Origin of the sequence: Janthinobacterium sp. FT14W, assembly GCF_009208755.1 — a bacterium.
GTDB classification, from domain to species: Bacteria; Pseudomonadota; Gammaproteobacteria; order Burkholderiales; family Burkholderiaceae_D; genus Janthinobacterium; species Janthinobacterium violaceinigrum.
Genome location: NZ_WFLL01000002.1, coordinates 196,431 through 209,164 on the forward strand (window position 1 = coordinate 196,431; position 12,734 = coordinate 209,164).

The following is a 12,734-nucleotide window of genomic DNA, read 5'->3' on the forward strand; positions in this document are numbered from 1 at the left end:
AAAAAGCAGGGGCCGCCAGTGTGGCATAAAACGCCGCTGCGCATGCATCCATTGCTTTAAGCACTTGCTTTTTTATTTACTTCTAAGCAGAATGCGCGCCTTGGCATTTTGTTGCCTATAAGATATTTTTGAAAAATAATAATTCCACATTGCAAAGGATAATCAATGTCCCGTTATTGGCTGATAGCCGGTTTGTATCTTGCCTGCGGCCACGCAGCTTCCTGGGCCCAGGAGGCTCCCCGCTATACCTTGAGCGAGGATATGGCGGAGACCGGCACCATCATCAAGCGCAAAGGTGTCAAGGGCAGCATTCCCGTGAATTACAGCTATGCGCAACTGAGCGAGGAACAGAAGCTGAGCGTGCGAGACCAGTATGAGGGTTTGCCGGCCGCTGACGAGCCTCCCTATCCGATCAAGGGCACGGAGCCGTTCCTGCGCGAGGTGTATGCGGCGCAGCGCATCTTGCAAGTACGGGGCAAGCTGGTGCTGGCGGTGCAGGTCAATAGCAAGGGGGAGGGCAAGGAAGTGGCCATCTTCGAGTCGCCGGACGACAAGATGGCGAACTTTGCCGCAGCTGCCGCGATCAAGCAGCGCTACAAGCCGGGACTGTGCAGCGGTGTGCCTTGCAGCATGGATTTTGTCTATACAGTGTCGTTCAATCTGCCGTCGGAAGAGGATGGCGGGGCGAAATCGACACAATAGCGGCACAATAACGGCTGGTATCCAGGCGTGATGCTTTTGCGACAAAGTCAGATAATCGTGATCTCGCGGAAAGAACGATGCTCTTTTTTAGTGCACTGAAAATTTACATGCGGTAACATTGCCGCATTGCAATTTCAGTGCATTATTTAATAAATTCCATATGGGCGCCCAAAGGCCGGTGAGAGGCGCGTCCTGCGACATTCCTAAAGGATTATCATGAACACCATTTCCAGCGACACTGGCGCAACCGTTGCCAAGGCTGCCGAATACCTGGCTTTTACCCTGGGCCAGGAAGAGTATGGCATCGACATCCAGAAAGTCAGCGAAATCCGCAGTTATGAAACGCCGACCCGCATCGCCAACGCGCCCGAGTTCGTCAAGGGCGTGGTCAACCTGCGCGGCATCATCGTGCCGATCGTCGACATGCGCATCAAGTTCAACCTGGGCACGCCCAGCTACGACCAGTTTACCGTCGTCATCATCCTCAATATCGGCAACCGCGTGGTGGGCATGGTCGTCGACCGCGTCTCCGACGTCACCACCTTGCTGCCGGAACAGATCAAGCCGGCGCCGGACATGGGCCGCTCGATCGACACGGAATACGTGATCGGCCTGGGCACCATCGACGAGCGCATGCTGATCCTCGTCGATATCGACCAGCTGATGTCCAGCGCCGACATGGGTTTGATTGAAAAACTGGCTGCTTAAATTCTTGCTGAAGGTCAGTTAGGTCATGTTTGTAGGAAACAATTGACCTCAAGCATTGTTTGCTTTTTCTGCAAGGCGCACGCTAGCGCATTTCCTGGCGCACGGTTCAGTCGAACCGTGCGCCAGTTTCACTTCAGTTTCACTTGTTACGCCCGTTTCGCCACGTCAGCCAGCCAGCGCCCGCCCATAGCGGGAGCGCCGGCCGGCCGCCACGCCGGCATCCGGGTTTTTAGGATAGTCACATGAATGTATTACGCAACGTCAGCATCGGTGTCCGCCTGGGACTCGGTTTTGCCGTGATTTTGCTGTTTTCCATGCTCATTACAGGCATCAGCGTCTGGCGCCTGCACGACGTGGCCAGCGCCACGCGCGTCATGATGGAGCAGCCGCTGGCCAAGGAGCGCTATATTTCCGACTGGTATGGCCGCATCGACAGCGCCGTGCGCCGCACCATCGCGATTGCCCGCAGCAGCGACACTTCGCTCAGCAGTTATTTCGCCGAAGAATCGAAAGTCTCGTCGGCCAGCTCCGCCGAGCTGCAAAAGAAGATCGAGGCATTGATCGACAAGCCCGAGGAAAAAACCATGTTCGCGGGCTTGCTGGAACAGCGCAAGGTGTACATCGGTTCGCGCGACCAGGTCTACAAGCTGAAGGGCGAATCGCAGGTCGACGCGGCCAACGAGGTGTTTGAAAAGACCTTCGTGCCGGCCGCCGCCAAGTACCAGAAGATGGTCTCGGACTTGCTGGAACACCAGCGCGCCACGATCGACACGACGGCGCGCGAGATCGACGCCGTCGCCAGCACCAGCCGCAACCTGATGCTGGTGCTGGCGGCGCTGGCGCTGGCCTTTGGCGTCGTCTGCGCCTGGGTCTTGACGACGGGCATTGTGCGCCCCCTGCGCACGGCCGTGGAAATTGCCCGCAAGGTGGCCGACGGCGACCTGACGGCGCAGATCGATGCCAGTGCCAGGGATGAGACGGGGCAACTGCTGCTGGCCCTGAAGGACATGAACACCAGCCTGCTCAACATCGTCGGCGAAGTGCGCAGCGGCACGGACAGCATCGCCACGTCCTCGACGGAAATTGCCGCCGGTAACCAGGACCTGTCTTCCCGCACGGAAGAGCAGGCCGGTTCGCTGGAAGAGACGGCGTCGTCGATGGAAGAGCTGACCAGCACCGTGAAACAGAATGCGGACAATGCGCGCCAGGCGAACCAGTTGGCGGCTTCGGCGGCGCAAGTGGCCGTCAAGGGCGGCGAAGTGGTGGCGCAGGTGGTGGGCACGATGGAATCGATCAATGCCTCGTCGAACAAGATCGTCGACATCATCAGTGTGATCGACGGGATCGCCTTCCAGACGAATATCCTGGCCCTGAATGCGGCCGTGGAAGCGGCGCGCGCGGGCGAGCAGGGCCGCGGCTTTGCCGTGGTGGCGTCCGAGGTGCGCAACCTGGCCCAGCGCTCCGCTTCGGCGGCGAAGGAGATCAAGACCCTGATCGGCGCCTCGGTCGAGCAGGTCAACGCGGGCAGCATGCTGGTGGCGCAAGCCGGTTCGACCATGAACGACATCGTCGACAGCGTGCAGCGCGTGAGCGACATCATCACGGAAATCACGGCAGCCAGCAGCGAGCAAAGCGTGGGCATCGACGAGATCAACCGGGCCATCGGCCAGATGGATGCCGTCACGCAGCAAAATGCGGCGCTGGTGGAAGAATCGGCGGCCGCCGCCGAATCGATGCAGCACCAGGCGCACAACCTGGCGCAAGTGGTCAGCGTGTTCAAACTGACTGGCCAGCAGGCCGGCGCCGGCGGCGTGCATGGCGTAAAGCCGGCGATGCAACGCCCGGCAGCGCCGCAGACTGCCTTGCGCATCGGCACCCGCTGATGCCGCCGCGGCTGCCGTGGGCAGCCGCTGTCCTCCCTTTCGCTGTTCCCTTTTTATATAGTCTGGTTCCGCTTTTTTAGGATATTCACATGAATTTGTTAAGAAACGTCAGTATTGGTGTGCGCCTCGGCCTGGGTTTTGCCGTGATTTTGCTGTTTTCCATGCTGATCACGGGCATCAGCGTGTGGCGTCTGCATGACGTGGCCATGGCCACGCGCAGCATGATGGAACTGCCGCTGGCCAAGGAGCGCTATATTTCCGACTGGTATGCGAAGATCGACAGTGGCGTGCGCCGCACCACGGCCATCGCGCGCAGCAGCGACACGACCCTGGGCGCGTATTTCGCGGAAGAAGCGAAACAGTCGTCCGTGGTATCGGGCGAGCTGCAAAAGAAAATCGAAGCGCTGATTTCCAGTCCGGAAGAAAAGGAACTGTTCCGCCTGGTGAGCGAACAGCGCAAGGTCTACCTCGATTCGCGCGCGCAAGTGTCGAAGCTGAAGGCGGATGGGCAGGAAGCGGAGGCGGAAAAGGCGTTCCAGGGCATCTTCGTGCCCGGTTCGACCCAATACCTGAAAGTGGTCAACGACATGCTGCAGCACCAGCGCGCCAGCATCGACGCCACGGCGCGCGAGATCGATGATGTCGCCAAGACCAGCCGCAACCTGCTGCTGACCCTGGCCACCCTGGCGCTGGGCTTTGGCGTCGTCTGCGCCTGGCTGTTGACGACAGGCATCGTGCGCCCCCTGCGCACGGCCGTGGAAATTGCCCGCAAGGTGGCCGATGGCGACCTGACGGCGCAGATCGATGCCAGCGCCAGGGATGAGACGGGGCAACTGCTGCTGGCCCTGAAGGACATGAACACCAGCCTGCTCAACATCGTCAGCGAAGTGCGCACGGGGACGGACAGCATCGCCACGTCCTCGACGGAAATTGCAGCCGGTAACCAGGACCTGTCTTCCCGCACGGAAGAGCAGGCCGGTTCGCTGGAAGAGACGGCGTCGTCGATGGAAGAGCTGACCAGCACTGTGAAACAGAATGCGGACAATGCGCGCCAGGCGAACCAGTTGGCGGCTTCGGCGGCGCAAGTGGCCGTCAAGGGCGGCGAAGTGGTGGCGCAGGTGGTGGGCACGATGGAATCGATCAATGCCTCGTCGAACAAGATCGTCGACATCATCAGTGTGATCGACGGCATCGCCTTCCAGACGAATATCCTGGCCCTGAATGCGGCCGTGGAAGCGGCGCGCGCGGGCGAGCAGGGCCGCGGCTTTGCCGTGGTGGCGTCCGAGGTGCGCAACCTGGCCCAGCGTTCGGCCAGCGCGGCGAAGGAGATCAAGACCCTGATCGGCGCCTCGGTCGAGCAGGTCAACGCGGGCAGCATGCTGGTGGCGCAAGCCGGTTCGACCATGAACGACATCGTCGACAGCGTGCAGCGCGTGAGCGACATCATCACGGAAATCACGGCGGCCAGCAGCGAGCAAAGCGTGGGCATCGACGAGATCAACCGGGCCATCGGCCAGATGGATGCCGTCACGCAGCAAAATGCGGCGCTGGTGGAAGAATCGGCGGCCGCCGCCGAATCGATGCAGCACCAGGCGCACAACCTGGCGCAAGTGGTCAGCGTGTTCAAACTGACTGGCCAGCAGGCCGGCGCCGGCGGCTTGAAGGCGGTGAGCGGCGGCAAGCGCCCGGCGGCCAAGGCGCCGCAAGAGCCATTGCAGATCGGCCGCGCCGCTTGATCGGCATCCGCGTTTTTTTTGCCGCTATTTAGTGAGTAGAGTGCTCTCTATTTTTGAGAGTACTTCTTCATTAAGCTGACCTTTTAGCCCAAGTTTCAGGGCAAATAGTCTGAGCAAAAAAAAATTCAAAGTTGAACAAATTTCCCATGATAAGGTCAAATGGTTGTGCTCGGACAGCCAAGATCTTTTTTGGGATCATCTAATGAATCAATTGTTGATATTGGCTCCATATAAATAGTATTGGCATGAAGCCGATTGAGTGAAGCGACTATGAGAAGATGTATGGGTTTGACAGAGTCTGTATGGGGTGAGTTACCCGAGGAAAGGAAAATTTTATGGAAATATTTTTTTCGATGTGTTTCTATTGTGGGAGCACTTTTCGTAACAAAAACTGATAATATCTATTTTGATCTTCTGCTTGGATTTTTTACTGCCGCTTTTCTCATTATAGTAATTGAAACTCAACGTTCTTATAGTCGTCTGAGTCCGAATTTTCGCAAGAAAAATATCCGAATTGCAATCTTTCTGGGTTCTTGGGGAGTCGCAATTTTAGGATTTGCGTTTTTTTTGCAGGCTGCATTTACTGCAATAATTACGGTATTTTATAGTGATGTACTTCCAGCTTTTTACCGCAGTCAAAATGAGTTGACACCAATCGTTACCTTTCTTGTTTTTTTAGTAGCTGCTCCGATCGCCTGTATTCGTATTTTTCGGCAATTGAATTTCAAGGAATTTATTTATACAAATCCACGTAATGGATTAAAAAAAATTCTTATTTATAAAAATTCAAAAGCCACATCCTTTTTTATGTTTGCGTATATGGAGCTTTTTACTTTGATGATTTGTTTTATTTATTCGTCATCTGTTGCGATAATTGCAAAGGTTTTTTTGGATTTGAAAAATTTCGCTGGCGGCAATGTGGGTTGATTCAATTTGGCAATGTATAATGTTTTTCAATCGCCATTTGCGATAATTTATCCGCCTCGCCATTGCGGTGGCGCGGCAGCCAGCACAGCGTTACATCGTGTAATTGTTCCAGCAGGGCCACTACGGTGGCCCTCTGCGTTTCCAGTCCCCTGGCGCCTGCCGCCGTCGTTCCCAATACATCGTTGATCACCACCTGGCTGTCGCCGTACAGCAGCAGCTGCATGGGTGGCGGACGCACGCCGAGTGCCGCCTGCAGCACGGCCGTCAGGGCCGCATATTCCGCTTCGCTGCTGTTGCCATAGCCGGCCGCCTCGCTCACTTCAATGCGTTCGCCATTCGGCCCCAGCAGCAGGGCGCCGATGCCCAGCTTGCCCGGATTCGGGTGGGCGGAACCGTCGAACCAGCCGCGCCACGCCGAAGCGGGGCCCGCCGGCAGGCGCCGGGCCGCTTGCGCCACTTGGCGGTCGCTGATCTTTTGCGCCTTGCGCTGCGCTTCAGCCGCGCGCGCCTGCGCCCGCGACGCCAGCAGGGCGGCAAGGCCCTGCGTGCCGGCCGCCTGTTCCAGTATGCGCTGCAGCGCCGCGTCGCCGGCGATGCCTTCCTGCGCCGCCAGCCGGCGCGCCCGGGTCCGCTCGCCCTTGAACGCGGCCGCCTCCAATGTTGCCGACTCCTCTTGCATGGTGCTTTCCATAATCGTTGTGCCGCGAATCTACGCGAGTGCGGCGCGGACCGCAAGGCGGCCTGAGCCATTTTACGTTGTCCGCTTGCACGATATAACGCGGAGTGATATAGTCTGCGTTATCAAATCAAGGAGAAAAAACATGACACAGCGCGTATTGATCATTGGTGCCGGCTTTGCCGGATTGTGGAGTGCCCTGGCTGCCGTGCGCCGCCTGAAGCTGGAAAACGTTGCGGCCGGCGACATCGAAGTGGCGCTGGTGGCGCCCGAAGCGGTACTGACGATGCGCCCGCGCCTGTACGAGCCGGCGCCCGCCGGCATGGTGGCGCCGCTGCAGCAACTGTTCGACGATACGGGCGTGCGCTTCATCGCGGGCAAGGTCGAGGCCATCCGCAGCGCCAGCGACGAAGTCGACATCGTGGCCGCCGACGGCAGCCGTTCCACCCTGGCCTATGACCGCCTGGTGCTGGCGGCGGGCAGCAGCCTGTTCCGGCCGGAGATTCCGGGTCTGCAAGAATTTGCCTTCAGCACCGACCAGCGCGACGACGCGGTGGCGCTCGATGCGCACCTGCACGGGCTGGCCGCCCGTCCCGCCTCGGCTGCGCGCAATACGGTCATCGTGGCCGGTGGCGGCTTCACGGGCATCGAACTGGCGGCCGAGCTGCCGGCCCGCCTGCGCGCCATCCTGGGGGACGATGCCGATATCAGGGTGATCATCGTCGAGCGGGCGCCCGACATCGGTCCCGACCTGGGGCCGGGACCGCGTCCCGTCATCGAGCAGGCGCTGGCGGAGCTGGGCGTGGAATGCCGGCTCGGTTCAGCCGTCGCCGCCATCGACGCGGACGGCTTGACGACGGCCGATGGCGAGCGCATCGAGGCGGCCACCGTGGTGTGGACGGCGGGCGTGCGGGCCAGCGCGCTGACGGCGCAGATTCCCGGCGACAAGGATGCGGCGGGCCGCCTGCGGGTGGCGAACGACTTGCGCGTGCCGGGCGCAGGCAAGGTCTTTGCCACGGGCGACGCGGCCGTCGCGGCCACGGACGACGATGGCAATCACACACTGATGAGCTGCCAGCACGCCATGTTCCTCGGACGTTCCTCGGGCGACAATGCCGTGGCCGATCTGCTGGGCCTGGCCACGCGACCCTACCGCCAGCCGTATTATGTGACGTGCCTGGACCTGGGCGCGTGGGGAGCCGTCGTCACGCAGGGCTGGGAGCGCAAGGTGTGGATGACGGGCAGCGAAGGCAAGGCCTTGAAGGTGGCGATCAATGGCCGCGTGATCTATCCGCCAGCCGACAGCGCGGCGGCGCTGGCCGCCGCCGATCCCGCGTTCGAGCTGTCGCTGTAGCCTTGCGGCTGCAAACGGGGAGTGCTAAAGTCCCCGTTTTGCAACGGAGGAATGGCATCATGGCACATTATGGAAGCGGCACCGAGTATGGCTTGCATTGCCTGCTGTATCTGGCGCAGCCGCTTGCCGAGCCTGCCAGCAGCCGCGATCTGGCGGAATTGCAGGGCATTTCCGTCTCGTTCCTGGCAAAAATCTTCCCCAAGCTGGAGAAGGCGGGCATCGTGACGGCGTCGGAAGGCATACGCGGCGGCTACCAGCTGGCGCGCCCGGCGGCCGACATCAGCGTGCTCGACGTGGTGGATGCCATCGAAGGTCCGAAACCGCTGTTCGATTGCCAGCAGATCCGCAGCCGCTGCACCCTGTACGAAGGCGAGCCGCCTGGCTGGATGACCAGCGGCGTGTGCGGCATCCACGCCTTGATGCTGCGCGCCGAGAAAAGCATGCGCGCCGAGCTGGCCAGGACCACCCTGGCGGACCTGGCGCAAGGCGTGGGCAGCATGGCGCCGGCCGGCTTTGGCGAGGATCTGCAGGGCTGGTTCAGCGGCCGCGTGCAGGTGCGCAGCGAGGCGCGCATCGCCGCCGTGCGCGGACCGAAGCCGCGCCGCGTCAAGGACGATGCGGGCTGAGACGCCTTTGCAAGGTGCCAAGTCAAAATAATCTCAGGGTTGCAGCAGCACGGTATCGACCAGGCTGCCGATCCAGCACGCCACCAGCACGCCGACGGCCGCCGTCATGGCGGGGCCGTCATGGGCGGACAGGGCGTCGACTTTTTCCACGATCAGCTGCACATCGAGGGGCAGGGCGCCGCTGTCGATCTGTGCCATGATTTGATCCAATCGTGCCATGATCTGGCGCAACACCAGCACCAGCGCGATCAGCGCAGGTACGGCAAACAGGCAGCCGCGCGCCTTGCGTTTCAATAGGAAATGCCCGCTGCCGGGAAAGACCAGCGCCGACAGCAGCAGGGCCTGCGTGCGTTTGGAAAGGGGGCAGCCGCTCATGCGTGCCTTTGTGAGGAGGAAGAGCGGCCCATCATACTATTGCCAGCCGAATTTGCGCAGGTACACGCGTTTCATGAACGTCGTCAGCAGGGTGTAGCACACGAGGATGCCCAGCAGCCAGGGGAAGTAGCCCAGCGGCAAGGCTTGCAGCTTGAAGTAGGTCGCCAGCGGTCCCATCGGCAAAAACACGCCCACGGCCATGATGGCGGTGGTGGCCACCAGCAGGGGCACGGAAGCGATGCTGTCGATGAAGGGCAGCCTGGGCGTGCGGATCAGGTGCACGATCAGGGTTTGCGTCAGCAAGCCCACGACAAACCAGCCGGACTGGAACAGGGTTTGCTGTTCTGGCGTATTCGCGCCGAACACATGCCACATCAGGATAAACGTGCTGATGTCGAAGATCGAGCTGATGGGGCCGAAGAACACCATGAAGCGGCCGATGTCGCGCGGGTTCCAGCTCAGCGGCTTCTGGATCAGTTCAGCGTCGACATTGTCGAACGGAATGGCGATCTGCGACACGTCATACAGCAGGTTTTGCACCAGCAAGTGCAGCGGCAGCATGGGCAGGAACGGCAGGAAGGCGCTGGCCACCAGCACGGAAAACACATTGCCGAAGTTCGAGCTGGCCGTCATGCGGATGTATTTGAGCATGTTGCTGAAGGTGCGGCGGCCTTCCAGCACGCCTTCCTCCAGCACCATCAGGCTCTTTTCCAGCAGGATGATGTCGGCCGCTTCCTTGGCGATATCGACGGCCGAATCGACGGAAATGCCGATGTCGGCCGCGCGCAGGGCGGGCGCGTCGTTGATGCCGTCGCCCATGAAGCCGACGATATGGCCGTTGCCGCGCAGGGCGCGCACGAGGCGCTCCTTGTGCAGCGGGCTGAGCTTGGCAAACACGGTGTTGTCCTCGGCCGCCCTGGCCAGGGTGGCGTCATCCATGTCGTCCAGCTGCGGGCCTTGCAGCACGCCATGCACGGCCAGCCCCACTTCGCGGCAAATCTTCGCCGTCACGAGGTGGTTATCTCCCGTCAACACTTTCACGGTCACGCCATGTTCGGCCAGCGCGCGCAGGGCGGGCGCCGTCGATTCCTTCGGCGGATCGAGGAAGGCAACATAGCCGATCAGGGTCAGCGCCGTTTCATCGGCCACGCCGTACACGGTCTTGTGGGGCGGCACTTCCTTGACGGCCACGGCCACTACCCGTAGACCTTCCGCATTCAGGCCGTGCGTGGTTTCCAGCACCTTGGCCAGCAGGGCCGCATCGAGCGGGATGCTCACGCCGCCGAGGCGCAGATGGCTGCAGGCGGCGAGGATTTCCTCGACGGCGCCCTTGCAGATCAGTTCATGGTGGTCGTCGCGTTCGGAGACGACGACGGACATGCGGCGGCGCACGAAGTCGAACGGGATTTCATCGACTTTCACGTAGTCGCGCGCCAGCTGCATTTCCGTCTGCAGTTCCACATGGTCGAGCACGGCGCGGTCCAGCAGGTTTTTCAAGCCCGTCTGGTAGTGGCTGTTCAGGTAGGCGAACTGCAGCACTTCATCGGATTGCTGGCCGAACACGTCGGTATGGCGCTCGAGCACGATCTTGTCCTGCGTCAAGGTGCCCGTCTTGTCCGTGCACAGCACGTCCATGGCGCCGAAGTTCTGGATGGCATCCAGGCGTTTCACGACGACTTTCTTTTGCGACAGTTTCACGGCGCCCTTGGCCAGGGTGCTGGTGACGATCATGGGCAGCATTTCCGGTGTCAGGCCCACGGCCACGGACAGGGCGAACAGGAACGCTTCCATCCAGTCGCCCTTGGTCCAGCCGTTGATCAGGAAGACCAGCGGCGCCATCACGAGGGCAAAGCGGATCAGCAGCCAGCTGACGCTGTTCACGCCCGCCTCGAAGGCCGTGGGCGTGCGCTCGGTGGCCGTCACGCGCGTGGCGATGGTGCCGAAATACGTGCGGTTGCCCGTGGCCAGGACCAGCGCCGTGGCGGCGCCCGAGATCACGTTGGTGCCCATGAACAGCAAATTGGCCAGCTCCATCGGGTCCTTGCCATGGGCGTCGGCCAGTTCGGCCATCTTTTCCACCGGCAAGGATTCGCCCGTCATGGCGGCCTGGCTGACGAACAGGTCTTTTGCGGACAGCAGGCGGCAATCGGCGGGGATCATGTCGCCGGCGGACAGCACGATGATGTCGCCCTGCACCAGCTGGCGGATGGGCAGCTCGATGCGCTGGCCATTGCGCAGCACGGTGGCCGTATTGCTGACCATGGCTTTCAGGCGCTCGGCGGCGCGGTTCGAGCGGCCTTCCTGCACGAAGCGCAGCAGGGTCGACAAGATCACCATGGTGCCGATGACGATGGTCGCCTTCGGGTCTTCTGTCAGGTAGGAAACAATCGCCAGTACCGTGAGCAGCAGGTTGAACGGATTCTTGTAGCACAGCCACAGGTGCTGGTACCAGGCCAGCGGCTTTTCGTGCTCGACTTCGTTCGGACCCGTCTGCGCGCCGATGACTTGCGCCTCGGCATCGCGCAAGCCTTCGATGCGCGTATGCAGGCGGTTCAGGGCGCTTTCCAGGTCTTCATGGGCGGCCGTCAGCAGCTGGCGCGCCAGGTGGTCGGGCACGGGGCGGGCCGTGCTGTTTTCCAGCGGCATGGCGCGGCGGCGGAAATGGCTGGCCGTATGGCGCTTGCGCAGGAACGATTCGAACAAACGGGTGAAGAGATTCATGCTCTTCCTTTCACGACGAGGTGTTGACGGGCGGCGCAGCCGCAGGCAAGACTTGCGTGCCGCAAGCGTACCATGGGCAGCCATGGTGCTTGAGGGCAATCCGGGTCAGTAGCCGGTCGCGGTCGGAAAGAGGGGGAGAGGCGCGCAGCCGGACTGGCCGCGCGAGACACCGCACCTTGCTTGGCAAGGCACGGAGGAAACGGAGTTCCGTGTTGCTTGCTGTTTAGCTGCCGAGGCAATCACCGATACAAGATCGGCTACTGTCACTAGAACAAGTACCCACGTGGGACTCCGTAAATGAATAATGGGGGCATCTTATGCACGTGCTGCAAGAGTGTCAACTGAAGAAATCTTAGGTTTCCAAAGTGTAATGTGGCTGTTGCAGACCGCATGCTCAGCCAGGCTGCGCGGCCATCGCCAGCGAATCGGACAATATCTGCCACAGCGCCGCGTGGCGCTGCTGCAACGCGGCGCCGCCCGCGTAGATCAGTTCCACGTGCAGGCTGTCGACGATGCCCAGGTAGGCTTGCGCGTACAGTGCGATGTGCTGCAGCGGCAGGGCGGGCGCCAGGCGGCCCAGGCTCTGCACGTAATACTGCTGCAATTGCGCCAGCAAGGCTTCGTAGCCCGTGCCCACTTCCACGCGCAGGGGCGCGGGCGGCAAATAGGCCGTGCGCAGCAGAAAGCGCAGATGGGCGGAATCCGCATAGCGCTGCGCCATGCGGTCGCAGTACAGGGCGCCGGCCAGCTGGCCGCCGGGCGCAGGCAGCGCCGCCTCGTCGGCAAAGCAGCCATCCATGAACGCTTGCTCTTCGGCCAGGGCGTCGGCAAACACGTCGAGGAAGAGGGCGTCCTTGCCGGTAAAGTGCGAATACAGCGACGCCTTGCGCATGCCGGCCTGCTCGGCGATGTCGCTGAGGGACGAGGCATCGTAGCCATGTTCCGAAAAGTGCACGACGGCGACGGCACAGATCTTATCGGCCGAAGCCGAGCGTTTTTTCATCATTGGGGTGATAGTAAGTGAGG

At 61.1% G+C, this 12,734-nt stretch carries 11 protein-coding genes; 7 read left to right on the forward strand and 4 right to left on the reverse strand.

What is annotated here, in order from left to right:
* The first annotated feature begins 165 nt into the window (after positions 1 to 165).
* From GCN74_RS03090 to GCN74_RS03110, 5 genes are all read left to right on the forward strand, one after another.
* Complete coding sequence (locus GCN74_RS03090) at positions 166 to 702, forward strand: hypothetical protein (RefSeq protein WP_152255305.1); 537 nt, start codon at positions 166 to 168, stop codon at positions 700 to 702.
* A gap of 216 nt (positions 703 to 918) precedes the next feature.
* On the forward strand, positions 919 to 1,410 hold the full coding sequence (locus GCN74_RS03095; protein WP_152255306.1) for a chemotaxis protein CheW: 492 nt from the start codon (positions 919 to 921) through the stop codon (positions 1,408 to 1,410).
* Between the two features lie 242 nt (positions 1,411 to 1,652).
* Positions 1,653 to 3,293 (forward strand): methyl-accepting chemotaxis protein, encoded by a 1,641-nt coding sequence (locus tag GCN74_RS03100; RefSeq protein WP_152255307.1) that lies wholly within the window; start codon positions 1,653 to 1,655, stop codon positions 3,291 to 3,293.
* Between the two features lie 89 nt (positions 3,294 to 3,382).
* Complete coding sequence (locus GCN74_RS03105; protein ID WP_152255308.1) at positions 3,383 to 5,029, forward strand: methyl-accepting chemotaxis protein; 1,647 nt, start codon at positions 3,383 to 3,385, stop codon at positions 5,027 to 5,029.
* 282 nt (positions 5,030 to 5,311) lie between these two features.
* Entirely contained in the window at positions 5,312 to 5,956 is a 645-nt protein-coding gene (locus tag GCN74_RS03110) for a hypothetical protein (protein WP_152255309.1), read from the forward strand.
* A gap of 1 nt (position 5,957) precedes the next feature.
* On the opposite strand, the gene GCN74_RS03115 is transcribed toward GCN74_RS03110, so the two are convergent.
* On the reverse strand, positions 5,958 to 6,635 hold the full coding sequence (locus GCN74_RS03115) for a ribonuclease HI family protein (protein ID WP_226938843.1): 678 nt from the start codon (positions 6,633 to 6,635) through the stop codon (positions 5,958 to 5,960).
* A 142-nt stretch (positions 6,636 to 6,777) separates the two neighbouring features.
* Here GCN74_RS03115 and GCN74_RS03120 point away from each other — a divergent pair, with 142 nt between their 5' ends.
* Together GCN74_RS03120 and GCN74_RS03125 are read left to right on the forward strand one after the other, a co-directional pair.
* A complete protein-coding gene (locus tag GCN74_RS03120; RefSeq protein ID WP_152255311.1) occupies positions 6,778 to 7,986 on the forward strand; it encodes an NAD(P)/FAD-dependent oxidoreductase in 1,209 nt (402 codons plus the stop codon).
* A 59-nt stretch (positions 7,987 to 8,045) separates the two neighbouring features.
* Positions 8,046 to 8,612 (forward strand): RrF2 family transcriptional regulator, encoded by a 567-nt coding sequence (locus tag GCN74_RS03125; protein ID WP_152255312.1) that lies wholly within the window; start codon positions 8,046 to 8,048, stop codon positions 8,610 to 8,612.
* 33 nt (positions 8,613 to 8,645) lie between these two features.
* Here the strand turns inward: GCN74_RS03125 and GCN74_RS03130 are convergent, their stop codons facing one another.
* From GCN74_RS03130 to GCN74_RS03140, 3 genes are all read right to left on the reverse strand, one after another.
* A complete protein-coding gene (locus GCN74_RS03130) occupies positions 8,646 to 8,987 on the reverse strand; it encodes a DUF6677 family protein (protein ID WP_152255313.1) in 342 nt (113 codons plus the stop codon).
* Positions 8,988 to 9,023: 36 nt separating this feature from the next.
* Positions 9,024 to 11,708, reverse strand: a complete 2,685-nt coding sequence (gene mgtA, locus GCN74_RS03135) for a magnesium-translocating P-type ATPase (protein WP_152255314.1) — start codon at positions 11,706 to 11,708, stop codon at positions 9,024 to 9,026.
* A gap of 394 nt (positions 11,709 to 12,102) precedes the next feature.
* A complete protein-coding gene (locus GCN74_RS03140) occupies positions 12,103 to 12,711 on the reverse strand; it encodes a TetR/AcrR family transcriptional regulator (RefSeq protein WP_226938844.1) in 609 nt (202 codons plus the stop codon).
* Positions 12,712 to 12,734: the final 23 nt, after the last annotated feature.